The organism is Bacteroides sp. 51, assembly GCF_010500965.1.
GTDB lineage: Bacteria > Bacteroidota > Bacteroidia > Bacteroidales > Bacteroidaceae > Bacteroides.
Map to the genome: position 1 here is coordinate 2,597 of NZ_QVMI01000032.1, position 16,899 is coordinate 19,495.

The window sequence follows — 16,899 nt, forward strand, 5'->3', positions numbered from 1 at the left end:
TTTTAAAGTAATACTTTTAAATCAAGCTAACAAAGTGTTGGGTGTACATAATTTGAGTTCTGGTGGTATAGATGGGACTTATGCAGACGTGAGACAAATTCTACAGATTGCAATTCTTAGTAATGCCGTCGGAATTATAATATCACATAACCATCCGTCTGGAAACACTTCTCCAAGCGTAAACGATAGGAAGTTAACTACTACGATTAAGCAAGCCTGTGATATTATGAATATTCGCCTGCTTGATCATATAATCGTGACTAAGGATGAAGGCTATTATTCATTTACAGATGAAGGAGAGCTACTATGAAGACTATATTATCTATTATACTTCCGTTTCTTATGGCAATACTGTTTATCTGTCCCCTTACATGGATTTACTTAGCATATAAAGTTCCTTATGACGAAAGAAGAAGAATTGAGCAAATGACGGGTAAGAAATAATAATCAAAGTTCATATAACATAGAGAATCGGTTCTTCGGAATCGGTTCTTTTTCATTCACTTACATAAGCTGAACGACCGTTGAGCATGTGTAACTAAACACCCGAATTCATTATGAAAATATACATATCATATCTAAGACAGTCCACGCAGAAGCAAGAAGCATCTGGTCTAGGGATAGAAGCACAAAAAGAGATTATTTGTAACCACATCAAAGAGGGAAGCATCCTAAAAGAGTATATAGAGACTGAAAGCGGAAAACGGAATGACAGACCGAAGCTACAGGAAGCATTGAAGATGTGTCGTAGGACTAATTCAATATTAATCGTGGCTAAGTTAGATAGGTTGAGCAGAAACGTTGCATTTACATCTAAATTGTTGGAATCGGATGTGGAGATTACTTTCTGTGACTTCCCAAGTGCTAACAGGCTGATATTACATATAATTTCATCTATTGCGGAATATGAAGCCGGATTAATCTCTACAAGAACAAAACAGTCTCTTCATGCAAAGAAAGCCAGAGGAATGCAACTTGGAAAGCCGGATAACTTAATGAAGAAGCATAAGCAAGCTATAGAAAACAGTTCTACCACTAATAGAGCGAAAGCAGAATCCAATCCGAATAACATGCGTGCGGTCGCTTTGCTTAGGTCTATGGTTAACGAGGGGAAATCACCCTCTGAAATGACTAAGTTGTTAAATGAGCAGGGATTTGTAACCTCTAAGGGTAATAAATTTCAAATAACGCAGGTCAACCGATTATTACAGCGTTATGGCATCGTGTAACGTAATATTTTGTTTAGGATTTTACTAATACGAACGCTTTTCTTAACTTTGCGTTGATTCTAATCTACTATAGTGTTGGAGATTGGATGTCTACATTGTTAATAAGAGCGTTTATAATATCATTCCAGTTCTCAAACTTCGCAACTTTGGATACCTCTTGGAATGGTGGCAATAAGCGCTCACCTAGATGATATATCGTTACCTTTGGGTAAGCAATATNNNGTTTAGCGTGAGTGGCTGTTGCTTATCTAAGAGGTGGGCAATGCGAAGGCCTGAGAACTAGATAAGTGATAAGTTCTCACGCTTTTTTATTGTTTAACCCAGCTAACTCACGTTAGCACTAACGCCATGCGATGAAATATTACATACTTAGTACTATCGAACGAATCAAACAGTATAGTGGACAGCTTGATGCAGAATCTATATTATACAATCGCTCATGGGAAGTTCTTAATGAGGAGAATAGCAAAGAAGTCTTCATATTCAGACCGAATAATGAGCTGTTATTGTCTATTAACGGGAAGGTTCAGAGAGGCAGATGGGAATTACTGCCAAATCGCAGCCTTTTGATAGATATTAATAATGAAACCTACCTGCTAAGACCACAGTTCGTTAATAATCAATACCTCTCTTTACAGTTAAGCGGAAATGAAGGCTCACTGATACTTATTGATGAAGATGTTAAAGAACAACTTCTACTTAATACTGTACAAGCTTTGGAACAGCACCTACTTTCAATATATCAAAAGGAAGAAGAGATGCCCGAGGAACAACCAGAAGACAAAGAGGAACATGCTGGAGAATATTTCATGGGCTGTTTAATTATTGTATCGGTATTTGTCATATTAGGATTTCTAATAATCACTCAAAGTTAACATAGCATGTGACCTTACGGGTGTTCCTTCGCATGCTTACATCTCAATATCTGTTACAGAGGAACTGGCAGAAGTAATAAATTTATTTACAAATGAAAACATTTAGATTATTAAGCTACCTACTGGTCGCTGTGTTAAGTTTTAGCTTCGTATCATGTTCAGACGATGATGACGATGTGAGTTATTCTACTTCAATCCTTGGTACATGGCAGATTTCTCATTCAAAAGGTTCGGAAGTCTATAATGGAAACGAGTATACTTGGGATGATGCAGAAGATGAAGACTTCTGGGTATTCAATTCTGATGGTACTGGTTACAACTATTATTCTAATGAAACTGGTAAGTATTATTTTGACTGGAGTATTAAAGGTGACGTGATGACATTCCAAGGAGACATAGATATGGATAAGTGCATTATTAAGCAGTTGACATCTGATAAGCTGGTCGTATTTCATACATGGAGCAGTGTAGAGTATGAAGGAGAAGGTGAATGTACAGATACTTATCGAAGGATAAAGTAGATTATTAATAATTGGCAGGCGGGTCATCCGCTTGCTACTTTGAAACTAAAATATCTTATGAAGAATATTGCAATATTAATTCTTTTATCGCTCACGATGTTGAGTTGCAGCAGCGATAAGAATGAAGAATCAGAAGTAAAAGAAACTCGTACAGTTATGGCAGTTTGCCAATATCAAGATGTATCCAAGAGTGAGATAATTGGAACTATAGGAATGAATATTCAGTGGACTACTATTAGTATTGAATATGTAAATGATGTACCAACCAGAACTATCGGAGTGGTTCCTGTATGGGATACGTCTAAATATTCTATTGAAAGTCTGTCAGATCCATACAAGGCATCTTCAAGCATGTATCGAGGTACACTATCAGAACTAATTTCTTATCAGGCTGATATACCTTCTGATATTAATAGGTTCGTCCCTCAATATGCGATTACAATAATGTACTATGGTGGGAATGGAGCGTATAGAATATATTTCTAAAGCAATGCAGCAAGTGAAGCGGTTCGTTTGCTGCCCTGTTAATTAAATGAGAGATTGATAATATTATTTACACTTGTTACACTCTTGGAGAGGTCACCGTACCGTAAACCGTCACTTGCACCCAAAAGAAAAAGGCACCCAGAAGTGGAAGCCTCCCAAATGCCTTATTCTATCTGAAGTAGCGGGACCGAGAATTGAACTCGGGACCTCATGATTATGAATCATGCGCTCTAACCGACTGAGCTATCCCGCCATCATTTCTGATTGCGGGTGCAAAGATATGTGTTTCTTCGAATATTCCAAAACATTTCGGGTGATTTTCTGTTTTTTCTTTCAGAGAAGTAGTTCACATATCCAATACCATCGTCGTTTACAGGCGTATGAATGTGGTAAAAAAATAAAGTATGGCAAATATGCTTGGTAGTTTGAAAAAAGTATTTATATTGCCAAACGTAATTTAAAACGAAAACAACTATGAAAAGGGAGAAAATACATTTGGAATACGCTCTGAATGCGACCTCCAAGAACATTATATGGTCGTCTATCAGTACCCCGGCGGGTTTGGAAGAGTGGTTTGCCGATAAAGTTCTGTCTAATGATAAAATTGTGACCTTTTTTTGGGGGAAAACCGAAAGCCGTGAAGCAGAGATCATCGCTATCCGTGCTTATGCCTACATACGCTTCCGCTGGTTGGACGACGAAAATGAAAGGGAATACTTTGAAATCAAAATGTCAAACAACGAACTAACCAACGATTTCGTTCTGGAAGTAACCGATTTTGCCGACGAAGACGAAGCCGACGATCAAAGAGATTTGTGGAACTCACAAATTGAACGCCTGAGGCGAGCCTTCGGCTTTTGAGGGTTTTTGAAACGCAGATTAACATAGATTATCACAGATTTAAGACCAATATTATCTGTGGTAATCTGTCTTAATCTGCGTTTCAAACTTAAAACTTCCTAAGTTTAGCAGGGAAATTATCTACTAATTCTTTTTTTGTACTACTTTTGCATCTTAATTACACAGACTAATTTAGATGCTTCGAATAAAAAAGCTAGATATATTTATTTTAAAGAGTTTCGGAACACTCTTTATCGGCACCTTTTTTATTTGCCTTTTCATCTTCATGCTGCAATTCTTATGGAGATATGTTGATGAACTGGTGGGTAAGGGGTTGGAGATGAGCGTACTTGCTCAATTCTTCTACTACTCCGCGTTAAGTCTGATCCCGGCATCTATGCCATTGGCCATTCTGCTGGCCGCTTTAATCACCTTTGGTAATTTTGGTGAGCGTTATGAACTCCTGGCGATGAAAGCTGCCGGTATCTCCCTGCTCAAAATTATGCGGCCGCTGATTGTGTTTGTTGTCATATTAAGTTGCACTTCATTCTTCTTCCAAAATGTAGTCGGTCCGCAGGCACAGGCCAAACTCTATACCCTGCTTTGGTCCATGCGGCAAAAATCTCCCGAGTTGGACATTCCCGAAGGTGCATTCTACGATGAAATCGACGGTTACAACCTATATGTGAAAAAGAAAGACCGGAAAACCGGCTGGCTATACGATGTAACCATCTATGAACTGTCTAATGGCTTCGAAAATGCCCGTATCATTACGGCCGACTCGGGACGTTTGGAGATGACGGCAGACAAACAGCACCTTTACCTGCATTTATATAGCGGCCATCTCTTCGAGAATCTGAGATCGCAGAATGCAAACGACAAAAACGTACCGTATCGGCGGGAGTCGTTCCGTGAAAAACATTCCCTGATCGATTTTAACTCCGACTTCAATCTGATGGATGCCAGCTTTATGAGCAATCAGTCCAACAGTAAAAACCTGCGAATGCTGCAAGCATCCATCGACTCGATGACTGTAATGAATGACAGTATCGGGCGGAGATATTATACAGATGCCAAAGCCGGGGTGTTCCAGAATATTACAGGCTTGTCCAAGGAAGATACGGTGAAGATAGAAACCGCCAATATGGCCAGCTATAATGTAGATAGCCTCTTCGACCGTTCGACTCTTGCCCAGAAACAGAAAATCATAACGTCGGCAGTAAACCGGACGGATAATCAAAAAAGTGATTGGAACTTCAAAAGCCTGACCATTGGCTCGAACGACCAGAACATCCGTAGGCACCGAACAGAATGGCACCAGAAGTTTACGCTGGCCCTGTCCTGCCTGTTCTTCTTCTTTATCGGCGCCCCATTGGGAGCCATCATCCGTAAAGGAGGGTTGGGAATGCCCGTCGTTATATCCGTCTTGATCTTCATCGTTTATTATGTAATCAACAACATGGGGTACAAAATGGCGCGCGATGGCAAGTGGATTATGTTCATGGGAATGTGGTTAAGCTCCGCTATACTCGGGCCATTGGGCGCCTTCCTTACCTATAAGTCCAATAGAGACTCTGTGGTGCTGAATGCCGATGCCTATATCGGCTGGTTTAAGCGTGTATTGGGTATCCGTAGTGTGCGTAATATCGCTCGTAAGGACGTTATTATTCATGACCCCGATTATGCAGCGCTTCCAAAAGAACTGGATGCTCTTGTTTACGAATGTGAAGCATACATTAAAACACACCAGTTGACCAAAGCCCCGAATTATTATCAACTGTGGATGAATGAAGGCGTTGATCAGGAAATGGTGCAAATAAACGATCATCTGGAAGGTCTGGTAGAACAAATGTCCAATACAAAGTCCTTCAAACTACTGAATGCCTTGAATAATTATCCGATTATACCCGTTGCCGCACATTCCCGCCCATTCAATATTCATTGGTTGAATGTGCTGTTTGGGGCGCTTTTCCCCATAGGATTATTCTTTTATTTCCGGATATGGATCTTTAGAATCCGACTGCAAAAAGACCTGGAACGTGTCATCACTACAAGTAAAGACATACAGGTGTTACTCAACGATAAAATAGATTAATTATGGAAGAAATAAAACTCAATACCATTGATGAGGCGATTGCCGACTTTAAAGAAGGAAAATTTCTGATTGTGGTAGATGATGAGGATCGTGAGAACGAGGGAGACTTCATCATTGCCGCCGAGAAAATAACCCCGGAAGCCGTAAACTTCATGATTACAAACGGTCGTGGCGTTTTGTGCGCTCCGATTACCGAAGAACGTTGTGCCGAACTGGAACTGGAGATGCAAACCTCTGCCAATACCTCTATATACGAAACCCCATTTACTGTAACCGTCGACCTATTGCCGGGTTGCACCACCGGAGTTTCTATGCACGACCGCGCCGCTACCATTCGTGCACTGGCCGATCCGGGTACAAAACCTACAGATCTGGGACGCCCCGGACACCTGAGTCCTCTTCGTGCCCGTTCGCGAGGCGTACTGCGCCGTGCCGGACATACGGAGGCAACGATAGACCTTGCCCGCTTGTCGGGACTTTATCCGGCGGGTGCTCTGATTGAAATAATCAATGAAGACGGTACAATGGCCCGTTTGCCACAACTGATGGAAGTATCGAAGAAGTACGACATCAAGATTATCTCCATTAAAGACCTGATCGCTTACCGGTTGAATATGGAATCTATCGTAGAAAGAGGCGTTGAGGTAGATATGCCAACCGAATACGGACATTTCCACCTGATTCCTTTCCGTCAGAAATCCAATGGCTTGGAACATATCGCCCTGATTAAAGGCGAATGGAAGAAAGACGAACCGATACTTGTGCGTGTTCACTCCTCTTGTATGACCGGAGATATATTCGGTTCCTGTCGTTGCGACTGTGGTGAACAACTGCATAAAGCCATGCAAATGGTACAGGAAGCCGGCAAAGGCGTTATTGTTTATATGAACCAGGAAGGGCGTGGCATTGGGCTGATGAACAAAATGGCGGCTTACAAACTTCAGGAAGAAGGGCTGGATACAGTAGATGCTAATCTGCATTTAGGTTTTGCTGCCGATGAGCGCGACTATGGCGTTGGTGCTCAAATCTTACGTTCGGTAGGGGTGACCAAGATGAAGCTAATGTCCAATAATCCGGTGAAGCGCGTTGGCCTGGAAGCCTATGGATTGGAGATTACAGACACCGTGCCTATTGAGATTGCACCGAATCAATACAATGAACGTTACCTGAAAACAAAGAAAGAAAGAATGGGGCATACGTTGCATTTTAATAAGTAAAATGCATAGTTTGCTTTCATAATTCAAATATAATCGCTTATTTTGCAGCTAAATTTGAGAAACAACCCTAAAAGTATAAACAAAATGAATCAGTTATCAGATCGTTTGAACAGTTTGTCTCCTTCCGAGACGCTTGCGATGTCGCAAAAAAGCAATGAGTTGAAAGCTCAAGGTATTGATGTCATTAACCTCAGTGTAGGTGAACCAGACTTTAATACACCTGACCACATTAAGGAAGCTGCAAAGAAAGCCGTAGACGATAATTATTCTCGTTACTCTCCGGTTCCGGGATATCCTGCGTTGCGTGAAGCGATTGTGAAAAAGCTGAAAGCTGAAAACGATCTTGATTTTAGCGCTGCTCAAATCCTTTGCTCAAACGGTGCAAAGCAATCGGTATGTAATGTGCTGATGGCGCTTATCAACCCGGGCGATGAAGTGATTATTCCTGCTCCATATTGGGTAAGTTACCCTGAAATGGTGAAGTTGGCCGAAGGAACAAGTGTTATTGTACCTGCTGGTATCGAACAGGATTTTAAAATCACTCCTGCGCAATTGGAAGCAGCCATTACACCGAAAACAAAGGCAATCATTCTTTGCTCTCCATCTAACCCGACGGGTTCTGTATATACAAAAGAAGAGCTGGCTGGTTTGGCTGCTGTGTTGGCAAAACATCCGCAGGTGATCATCATTGCCGATGAAATCTACGAACATATCAACTACATTGGCAAGCACCAGAGCATCGCTCAATTCCCGGAAGTACGCGACCGTGTTGTGATCGTAAACGGAGTATCTAAAGCCTATGCAATGACAGGATGGAGAATTGGTTTCATCGCTGGTCCGCAATGGATCGTATCTGCATGTAACAAACTTCAGGGACAATACACCTCAGGTCCTTGCTCTGTATCGCAGAAAGCTGCTGAGGCTGCTTATGTCGGAACGCAGGAACCTGTTGCGGAAATGCGTAAAGCATTTGAGCGTCGTCGCGACCTGATCGTAAAACTGGCGAAGGAAATCCCCGGATTTGAAGTAAACGTACCACAAGGTGCATTCTACCTTTTCCCTAAATGCGACTCTCATTATGGCAAATCTTTTGGTGATCGTAAGATCAATGATGCCGGCGATCTGGCTATGTATCTGTTGGAAGAAGGCCACGTTGCCTGTGTAGGTGGTACTGCATTCGGTGCACCCGACTGCATTCGTATGAGCTACGCTACTTCGGACGAGAATATCGTTGAAGCTATGCGCCGGATTAAGGAAGCGCTAGCTAAATTAAAGTAGTATAAAAAAAGCTGTCTAAAAGTAAATAATTCCCGTAGAGTTGGTTTAAACCAACTCTACGGGAATTGCTTTTTATAGAGCGAACTTCACTCCCTGAACCCTATTCCAATTCCCACGCGTGAAATCCGGAATTTCAACAGGTGCGGAGTTATTATCAAGCGATATTTCTGTTAATGGTATCAGGCAACACCATTCGGCCAGATCATACACATCCATATCAAGTGCAAGACCTTTCTGCAAACAATAAACCAAGCGATAATCCATAATAAAGTCCATACCTCCGTGACCGCCTACTTGTTTGGCTTGTTCTTCTATATCTTTTACAATAGGATGTTTGTACTCTTCCATTAGTGCTTTACGTATATTCTCCGGAATAAACTGATGCGCATTCAGGTCTTCATGGTTTTTGGTCAATGAAGCATCTAAATTTTCACTACTCAAAGCGTAACCCTCTACGGGATATTTATTGGCAAAACCCTTTTCTCCTGTAAGTTGGTACATGCGACTATACGGACGGGGAGAAGTAACATTATGCTCAATAAGTATGGATTTACCATTCTCGGTACTGATAAGTGTATTGGTATGATCCCCGTTACGGAAATTATCGACTTCCTGGCCGTCTCTTTTCTTCAAGAAAGCAGGATTGCCGATTGCCTTAGTATCAACGGATACCAGATAATTCATTTTATCACCGCGGTGTATATTCATTGCCTGACATACCGGGCCAAGTCCATGGGTAGGATAAACGTCGCCACGATGTGTCTTATTAAAATCCATACGCCAATCCTTCCAGTATTCATCCCAGTAGGGTTGAAGACCATGTATGTAAGCGCCTTCTCCATGAATTATTTCTCCTAACAAGCCTTGCTGAACCATGTTCAATGTCGTTAACTCAAAGAAATCATATACACAATTTTCAAGTTGCATACAATGTTTACGCGTTCGCTCTGAAGTATTGATCAACGCCCATATTTCATCCATTGTCATAGCTGCCGGTACTTCTATAGCTACATGTTTGCCGTCATTCATTGCTTGTACACCGATTTTGGCGTGGCTTTTCCAGTCGGTAGCCACATAAATAAGGTCTACATTGGGCAACGCAGTAACCTTGCGCCACACCGAGGTATCTCCATAAAACTCCTGCGCTTTGGGAAGCCCTCTTTCTTCAAGCATTTTATTGACCTTCTCTGTGTTTTTCTGCTCCACATCACACAACGCAATGATTTCTACTCCCGGTATGTGTGTTATGCGGTTTACTGCTCCCGGACCACGCATGCCCAACCCAATAAAAGCAACACGGACTACGGGTAGCGGTTCTGCTCTTAACTCCAATACATCGGTTTGACCAGCAGGGCGTTCAAGAACAGGAGTTTTGATCAGGAAAGACTGTTCTTTATTTGAGGAATTGTTACAACCGAGTAGCAATAAACATGCAGAGAATAATAGAATAAATTTCTTCATAATATAATTACTGTATATTATACTTTTAAAAATATTTTATGCTTATACATAAACCTTATCATTAAGAACAATAGAATAAACTGTCCCAGGGATACAATGAATGGAAACAGGTCTCCCAGGTATTGTTCGGTTCCTCGTAGCAAAAGAGCAGAAACCAGATCAAGCCCCATTACGGTATATAACAAATAAGCAGCAATAGCATTCAGTCCCAAATACCTAAGGGATTTGGTCCACCATGAATTTATCTTAAGCATATCCGTAATCCAATAGAAAAATGCCAGAAGGAGCGTACAAATACCACTGCTAAAGAACACCATTGAAGGCGACCATATTTTTTTAATAATCGGTATTTGCAGGCTTAGCAATAAACCGGCTACGATTAATCCGGCGCCAAGAAGTAACAATATTTTAAGTTTTTGCATAGGATGCATAGGTTTACCCATCAGGTAGCCAACACCATAGCCGGAGAATACGGTTGCACCAAATCCCAAGCTACTTAGTACCCATGTGTATTGAGTGCCATCTCTGAAAGTCCCTAAAAGTAGTGTGTCGATATACATAGACAGATTTCCTTCGGGAGTGAAAACACCACTTCCATAACCGGGAACGGGAACAAATGTAAGCAACCCCCAATACAGTACCAATAGTCCGCAACCCCAATGCATTTGGGTGGATAGTTTATCTGTGTTAAGTACAATGAGTGCCGTTATCAGGTACCCTACGGCAATGGCATGAAGCGTATTGCAATATACATGGAATACATCCGGATTCAAATCGAGCAAATTTCCCTGAACAATCCATCCCAAAAAGAACAGAATGAAAAAGCGCCTGAGCACTTTCTTGTGTAATTGCAGTGTTGTTAATCCTTTCGACCTCTGCTTATCGAAAGAAAAAGACATGGATAAGCCGGATGTAAAAAGGAATAAAGGCATGATAATATCCCATGCGGTGAATCCAATCCATTCTGCATGTTCAAGTTGGTACATTATATAATGAGTAGCATCCGAATCAATGGTTCCCAATAGCCGGCGCAATATATCGCCTACACCTACCAGAAAAAACATATCAAATCCTCTTAGAACGTCTAGTGAAAGTAAACGTTCCTGTTTTATTTCTTGTTTCATCTTTTCTGAATTAATGATTAAAGAATATACTTATCGCCCTGTGCACAAGAGCTTTTTAGTGACTATTTGATCTTTTCAAACCAAGGTAAACGTTCCAACGGAACGTTATTGAAGGTGTACCGTTTTCCTCCCTTATATTTTTTGCCTTCATCATCGCGCCATTGACCTTTTGGCAATTTGACGCTCCGGGAGTTTTCACTAGTCAAAACGGGAGCAACTAAGTATTTGTCGCCTAACATAAACTGGTCCTTACAGTCTTCAAACCCTTCATCAGGGAAAGAATACTCCATATAGCGCACGATTGGCTCGCCTGTTTCGGATGCTTTCTTCGCATAAGAAAGGATATACTCGCCCAACATTTCATGATGTTTTGCAAACTTAACGCAAATATCCAGATGCTTCTTATCTAATATCCTCCAAGGCGCTACAGAGAACTGCATCATTGGCATCATCGCATGAATCTGGCATGAACGGACAATTAATTGCTGATCGAAGCTATTGGAGTCAATATTTAAAAAGCTGGAATATTCTCCTCCACCAATCATATCAGGACAAGCGTACGCATGTCCTAATAAACCGGCGGCAAGCATATCAGGAATCAACAGTTGCATATCTTCCCATGAATAAGATTTATCATGCAAGCGCTGTACAAGTGCTTGTCCGCCCATTTTCCAGCATGCACGATATTCATTGTAGGGAAACTCAGAACCAAGTTTTGCCCATAATTCACTTTGGTAAGCGCCATAAGACTTTCCATCATACACATCTATCTCTTCTTCTCTATACATTTTGGCGTCTCCGGCGTCGAGCTTGAAACCATCTACTTTATACTCTTCGCAAAGCTTCTTTAATGTTGAAAGTAAATAGCCGTAAGCTTTCGGGTTACTTAAATCATAACAGGCGCTGTGACCATTCCACCATTGTATCATAGCCGGTTCGTCGGAACCCTTTCTTTTAATTAAATATCCTTTGCTTTTCAAAGAGCGAAACTCCCGGCTATCCGGACTCACAAAAGGAGATATCCATAGCATTACTTTAAAGCCCATCGTATGAAGTTCGTCTATAAGGTTCTTTGGATCAGGGAAAGTTACTTTCTTGAAATCAAAATTACCGTAGTAATTCTGCCAGTTATCGTCTATCATCAAAACACCCGGAGGCAGTCCGTTCTTTATGATGTTCCTGGCGTATTCGAGCACGCCGGCCTGGCTTTGGTCATACATAAGTTCTATCCAGGTATTGTATTGAGGCTTGCTGAAGAAAATACCGGGAGGCAATTCTCCCGACGGAGGAAAGAAAGCTTTACTGGCTGCCAGATAGGCTTCCTTCAAGGTGCTTCCTGCAACATTGACCTTAACCTGTTCTTCCGGTGAGGTAATATATATGTTATTGTCTTTAAACTGATAAGAAAAAGGAGAATCACTCCAGATATAACGTCCTTTATTGGAAACCAGAAAAGGAGAAGTCTGGTTGTCGAAGTTGTCATACCGCAGGTCGATAACAGGACTTATGGTATAGGGCATATTGCTTCCCCATTTGGTTGCCCCTCCCCACCATTTCTCGTTGGCTAATACCTCAATATTCGAAGTGTATTGGGCTTTCAGATTTACGGATAAAAGAATTAAGATAAAAAAGAGAATTTTCTTCATGGTTATAGTCTTTATTAATTATACTTATTTTTGAAACTCGAAGGCGATATGCCAAACTGAGTCTTGAATGCCCTCGTAAAATAAGAGGGACTTTCTATTCCAACATTGAAGACTACTTCCGTAACCGTCATATTGGTAGTGCTTAGGAGATTGGCCGCTCGCTCAAGGCGTAATTTCAGGATGTACTGTCCCAAAGTCATTTCGGTTATATCCTTAATTGTGCTATATAATTTCGTCCGGTTCAATCCCATCTCCGCACTCAGAAAATCAACAGAAAAATCCGGGTTCGAAAGGTTTCGCTCAACCAGATCCACAAACTTTGCAAACAGATCGCATGTTTCTTTATCTTTTAGTTTTTGCTTTATCCCTTGTTGGAAATGTGTGTTGTCTTTGCTTAGTTCCTGTATCTGCTCCGCCTTTTTGATCAGGTTTCTCACTGTTGCTTTTATAATCCTTAAGTCGAAAGGCTTTGAAATATAGGCATCTGCTCCGCTTTCTATCCCTTCTATCTGGTTTTCTACCATCGCTTTTGCAGTGAGCATCACAACAGGGATCAGGCAAGTCTGCAAGTTGTTTTTTAACCTGGAACATAACTCAACTCCATCCATTCGTGGCATCATCACATCGGTAATGATAAGACTAGGGTAGTGAGAGTTGGATATAAATAAGGCTTCTTCACCATCCTGAGCCGTAAGGATGTTATACTCACTATTCAATGCTGATTTAAGCGCCATAAGTATATCCTTGTTGTCATCTACAAGTAGTATGGTAGGCTTATTATCATCGACAATATCTGTTTCGTCCCTGTTACCGGATTCTTCATATTCGAGTGCAACATTGCACAAATACTCTTCCAGATTAAACCGGCTCATTTCGGACTTATCTACCTCTTTAAGATAAGAATCATCTAGCGGGATTCCTATTATAAATTCAGTTCCCTTATCCGGTTCACTACTTATAATCAAACCTCCACAGTGTACCCGAATGATAGATCTTACCAACGCCAATCCTATGCCGGAACCTCTATCTGCTTGATTGCTAATCCGAAAGAAACGATCGAAAATTAAAGGGAGAAACCGTGCTTCTATTCCTACTCCGTTGTCGCGAACTTTAATGATCAGATGTTTATCTCCATACAAACTTTCGAGATACGAATACGAGTGTTTGAAGTAAGTATCCGCCTTCTTTAGATTGCCTGCCGAAACAGCGATGTTTATCTCAGGTTCTTCCTGCTTTGAGTTCTTTATACTATTTGATATTATATTGGAAATCACCTTACTTAAATGTTCTTCATCCAACCACACATTGATATTGTCCTGAAGGAACTGCGTTTCCATCCTGATTCCTTTCAAATGCGCCCAACCCGAGAACTCGTCAAACAATTGATTGAAATAATCTGTTGCCGATACGTTGGTTGCATTCAATCTGATTCCTTTAATATCAAACCGGTGAAAGTCTAACAATTCATTTATGAGCTTCAATAGTTTATTCGTATTCTTTTTGATCAGCCCAAAGAATTTATCCTCTTTTACCTCTGTATCCGATTCCTCTATCTCGTTAACCCCGGTATTAATCAGAGTCAGAGGCGTTCTGAATTCATGGGCTACATCTGTGAAGAAATCTATTTTCATTTGCATGATCTCTTCGTTTTGCTCTTCACGCTTTTTCTGGATAGCAATAGTCTGTTTCATCTGCAACCATTTGATTAAAGACCTGCTTATGAAATAGACCATCGTGGTGAGAAGAATACAATATATGGTGATAGCCCACCAGGACAACCAAAACGGAGGAAGTATGGTGATACGAATAACAGACCTCTCTTCGTCCCAATCTTCCCATCCCCGCGAATTAACAACGAGTGTATATTTCCCATAAGGCACTTTATGATAAGAGACTTTCAACTCTTCTCCCATTTCTATGTATCGCCAATCCTGGTCGTATCCTTCCAGTTGATATCGATACCTTATATGCTTTCCTTGCTTATAAAGCAGGGGAGAGAAATCGATGGAGAAGTTATTGTTATTGTGCTTCAGAACTACATTTGAAGCATACTCAATGTCGGAGTCGGTCAACTTGCCATTTATGTATATTCTTGAGAAAGAGACAGAAGGGCGAATGGTTTCTTCAATCCGATTTTGCGGAGTAAAGTAATTCATTCCTTCGGCTCCTCCAAAGTATAGATTCGAATCCATATCCTTGCACGAAGAGGATGTGGCGAACATATAGCTTTGAAGCCCATCGCTCATGTCGAACGTATTGAATCTTCTCGAATTCGGGTTAAAACATGTAAGCGAGTACCCTCCACACCATATATTCCCATATTTGTCTATTTCTATACTTTCTATATCGTCGGAAGGTGCTCCGGATTCCATTCCAAAGCATTCGGCATTGTAATCGTAATTCCCATCCGAATCCCTGAATGTCACTTTGTTTAATCCACTTCCCAGTGATCCTACCCAATATACAGAATCGTTCTCTTTGTCAATCGGCCACAGATAATCGCTACTTAAACTACCTTTCCTCCCTTGTTCGGACTTATAATGAACGATGTCTTTTATATCGCCCGATTCGTTGAATAATACCCTGTTGATTCCCGATGCCGAAGTAATGATTAACTCGTTTTTCTTTAGGTCGGAATAGATGCCATGCAAGAGATTCGTAGATAACGGAAGTGGTGATGAGGTTGTAACTGACCATAGTTTCTTATAACCATTACCAACAGGAATAAAGCAATCAAGTCCTTCGGCAGTAGCCGCCCATATACGGTTGTATTTATCAAAAGTTAGGCAGAAGATATAGTTCGAAGCTAACATCTTATGTTCTATCCTTTTGCTCCTTTTATTGATAGTAACTATGTTACTGGAAACGGCGGCATATATGTTTTGATTGTCTGATATAATGCTTGTAACCGAAGGCATTAGTTCTTTTTCATATACGAAAAGCTCTACGTCTTTTGTTCTTATATTGAACCTACTGATACCACCATGCTTGCTTCCTATGTAAACATGGCCGTCGTTGTAATGAAGGGAACTGATAAATTTCGATTTCAATTTACTTGCCGCAGTCTCCGGATCATACTTTACAATTTTGAAATAGTTTATTTCGTTGTTGGTATATGACAGTCCGCTATCCCAGCTGGGCGCCCATATATTTTTATTATTATCAATGTAGATGTTGTTTATGTCGTTACTGATTGAGTTCTTATCCCATGGGATGTTGCTGTATCTTACATAATTGGTACTTTCCCCTTCTTTTTGTACTCTCAGCAATGCATCATTGGTAACTATCCAAACAAACTCCTTGTCTATGCAAAACATTGAGATGGTATATTCGTTAAATGAGATTTCTCTTTCCAGAACAAGATCCAGATCGCTACGCAAGGCATATTTTTGTAACTTATCCGAGGTGCAGACCCATATCTTATTATTATCCATCACCATATTTTGAATCCATAGATCCAGGTCGGCAATTACATAACCCCCAAATACGATTTCTCCCATGCTATTATCAAAATAGTATGAAAGTTTTTCTTTACCGAAGAGGTAGATGTTCCCTTTCTCATCATATACGAATCTGGGTTTTCCTATTTGAGATTTAAACTCAATATCTTCGCCTATCTTTTTAGGTTTTAACAACAAGGTTTCCTGATCCTCACAAACTTCTACAACTCTCACCGCGTTCTGTCGTGAAATCAACCACAATCTGTTTTTATGGTCGGTCTTTATATCATCTACTTGCGAATAAAAGGCCAATTCATTATCCGCCGATTTATAATCGAGAAACTTTTTAGAACAGATGTCGAAGCAAACAAGGCCGGCTTCGGTTGCCATGAACAATATATTCCTGACTATCTCCATAGAATATATCCGGTTCTTATAAACCGAATTTATGTCGCTGGGAGCGTACCTGTACGCATCAATTTTGTATCCATCATACCGGTTGAGGCCACGATGGGTTCCTATCCAGACATAACCCAACGAATCTTGCCTGACACTTGTCACATTATTATGTAACAAACCGTCGTTTCGTGTGAGATGAACGAATGATAGGTCCGAATTATTCTGACTTAGAATAATTCCGGAGAACAATAATGACGCTAGTATAAGTACGTATTTTCTCATGGCATG

At 40.8% G+C, this 16,899-nt stretch carries 13 protein-coding genes and 1 tRNA gene; 9 read left to right on the forward strand and 5 right to left on the reverse strand.

Going from position 1 to position 16,899, the window contains the following annotated elements; translation table 11 throughout:
- The 5 genes from D0T87_RS19000 to D0T87_RS19020 all read left to right on the forward strand — a co-directional run.
- On the forward strand, window positions 1–310 hold a 310-nt coding region (locus D0T87_RS19000; protein ID WP_163177005.1), incomplete at its 5' end, for a JAB domain-containing protein.
- A gap of 247 nt (window positions 311–557) precedes the next feature.
- Window positions 558–1,229, forward strand: coding sequence for a recombinase family protein (locus D0T87_RS19005; protein ID WP_163177007.1), 672 nt, complete (start codon window positions 558–560; stop codon window positions 1,227–1,229).
- A gap of 353 nt (window positions 1,230–1,582) precedes the next feature.
- The gene (locus tag D0T87_RS19010) at window positions 1,583–2,104 is read left to right on the forward strand and encodes a hypothetical protein (protein ID WP_163177009.1); all 522 of its coding nucleotides are present in this window, start codon (window positions 1,583–1,585) and stop codon (window positions 2,102–2,104) included.
- A 92-nt stretch (window positions 2,105–2,196) separates the two neighbouring features.
- Entirely contained in the window at window positions 2,197–2,625 is a 429-nt protein-coding gene (locus D0T87_RS19015) for a lipocalin family protein (protein WP_163177012.1), read from the forward strand.
- Window positions 2,626–2,682: 57 nt separating this feature from the next.
- Window positions 2,683–3,111 (forward strand): hypothetical protein, encoded by a 429-nt coding sequence (locus D0T87_RS19020; RefSeq protein ID WP_163177014.1) that lies wholly within the window; start codon window positions 2,683–2,685, stop codon window positions 3,109–3,111.
- A gap of 179 nt (window positions 3,112–3,290) precedes the next feature.
- On the opposite strand, the gene D0T87_RS19025 is transcribed toward D0T87_RS19020, so the two are convergent.
- Window positions 3,291–3,364: transfer RNA gene (locus D0T87_RS19025), tRNA-Met, on the reverse strand.
- A gap of 221 nt (window positions 3,365–3,585) precedes the next feature.
- Here D0T87_RS19025 and D0T87_RS19030 point away from each other — a divergent pair.
- From D0T87_RS19030 to D0T87_RS19045, 4 genes are all read left to right on the forward strand, one after another.
- Window positions 3,586–3,972 (forward strand): START-like domain-containing protein, encoded by a 387-nt coding sequence (locus D0T87_RS19030; RefSeq protein ID WP_163177016.1) that lies wholly within the window; start codon window positions 3,586–3,588, stop codon window positions 3,970–3,972.
- Window positions 3,973–4,147: 175 nt separating this feature from the next.
- Window positions 4,148–6,046 (forward strand): LptF/LptG family permease, encoded by a 1,899-nt coding sequence (locus tag D0T87_RS19035; protein ID WP_163177018.1) that lies wholly within the window; start codon window positions 4,148–4,150, stop codon window positions 6,044–6,046.
- A gap of 2 nt (window positions 6,047–6,048) precedes the next feature.
- A complete protein-coding gene (locus tag D0T87_RS19040; RefSeq protein WP_163177020.1) occupies window positions 6,049–7,263 on the forward strand; it encodes a bifunctional 3,4-dihydroxy-2-butanone-4-phosphate synthase/GTP cyclohydrolase II in 1,215 nt (404 codons plus the stop codon).
- An 84-nt stretch (window positions 7,264–7,347) separates the two neighbouring features.
- A complete protein-coding gene (locus D0T87_RS19045) occupies window positions 7,348–8,541 on the forward strand; it encodes a pyridoxal phosphate-dependent aminotransferase (RefSeq protein WP_163177022.1) in 1,194 nt (397 codons plus the stop codon).
- Window positions 8,542–8,613: 72 nt separating this feature from the next.
- Here the strand turns inward: D0T87_RS19045 and D0T87_RS19050 are convergent, their stop codons facing one another.
- From D0T87_RS19050 to D0T87_RS19065, 4 genes are all read right to left on the reverse strand, one after another.
- Window positions 8,614–10,002 carry a Gfo/Idh/MocA family protein gene (locus tag D0T87_RS19050; protein WP_163177024.1) on the reverse strand — a complete coding sequence of 463 codons (1,389 nt, stop codon included), beginning with the start codon at window positions 10,000–10,002 and terminating at the stop codon, window positions 8,614–8,616.
- A 17-nt stretch (window positions 10,003–10,019) separates the two neighbouring features.
- On the reverse strand, window positions 10,020–11,126 hold the full coding sequence (locus D0T87_RS19055) for an acyltransferase family protein (RefSeq protein ID WP_163177026.1): 1,107 nt from the start codon (window positions 11,124–11,126) through the stop codon (window positions 10,020–10,022).
- Window positions 11,127–11,188: 62 nt separating this feature from the next.
- Entirely contained in the window at window positions 11,189–12,772 is a 1,584-nt protein-coding gene (locus D0T87_RS19060; RefSeq protein ID WP_163177028.1) for a glycoside hydrolase family 31 protein, read from the reverse strand.
- Between the two features lie 14 nt (window positions 12,773–12,786).
- Entirely contained in the window at window positions 12,787–16,893 is a 4,107-nt protein-coding gene (locus D0T87_RS19065; RefSeq protein WP_163177030.1) for a hybrid sensor histidine kinase/response regulator transcription factor, read from the reverse strand.
- Between the last annotated feature and the right edge of the window lie 6 nt (window positions 16,894–16,899).

What these genes read in the sequence shown, in the direction of transcription:
- D0T87_RS19005 (WP_163177007.1), top strand. Translation starts at nt 558, where the DNA reads ATGAAAATATACATATCATATCTAAGACAGTCCACGCAGAAGCAAGAA.
- D0T87_RS19010 (WP_163177009.1), top strand. Translation starts at nt 1,583, where the DNA reads ATGAAATATTACATACTTAGTACTATCGAACGAATCAAACAGTATAGT.
- D0T87_RS19045 (WP_163177022.1), top strand. Translation starts at nt 7,348, where the DNA reads ATGAATCAGTTATCAGATCGTTTGAACAGTTTGTCTCCTTCCGAGACG.
- D0T87_RS19020 (WP_163177014.1), top strand. Translation starts at nt 2,683, where the DNA reads ATGAAGAATATTGCAATATTAATTCTTTTATCGCTCACGATGTTGAGT.
- D0T87_RS19035 (WP_163177018.1), top strand. Translation starts at nt 4,148, where the DNA reads ATGCTTCGAATAAAAAAGCTAGATATATTTATTTTAAAGAGTTTCGGA.
- D0T87_RS19015 (WP_163177012.1), top strand. Translation starts at nt 2,197, where the DNA reads ATGAAAACATTTAGATTATTAAGCTACCTACTGGTCGCTGTGTTAAGT.
- D0T87_RS19065 (WP_163177030.1), bottom strand. Translation starts at nt 16,893, where the DNA reads ATGAGAAAATACGTACTTATACTAGCGTCATTATTGTTCTCCGGAATT.
- D0T87_RS19030 (WP_163177016.1), top strand. Translation starts at nt 3,586, where the DNA reads ATGAAAAGGGAGAAAATACATTTGGAATACGCTCTGAATGCGACCTCC.
- D0T87_RS19055 (WP_163177026.1), bottom strand. Translation starts at nt 11,126, where the DNA reads ATGAAACAAGAAATAAAACAGGAACGTTTACTTTCACTAGACGTTCTA.
- D0T87_RS19050 (WP_163177024.1), bottom strand. Translation starts at nt 10,002, where the DNA reads ATGAAGAAATTTATTCTATTATTCTCTGCATGTTTATTGCTACTCGGT.
- D0T87_RS19040 (WP_163177020.1), top strand. Translation starts at nt 6,049, where the DNA reads ATGGAAGAAATAAAACTCAATACCATTGATGAGGCGATTGCCGACTTT.
- D0T87_RS19060 (WP_163177028.1), bottom strand. Translation starts at nt 12,772, where the DNA reads ATGAAGAAAATTCTCTTTTTTATCTTAATTCTTTTATCCGTAAATCTG.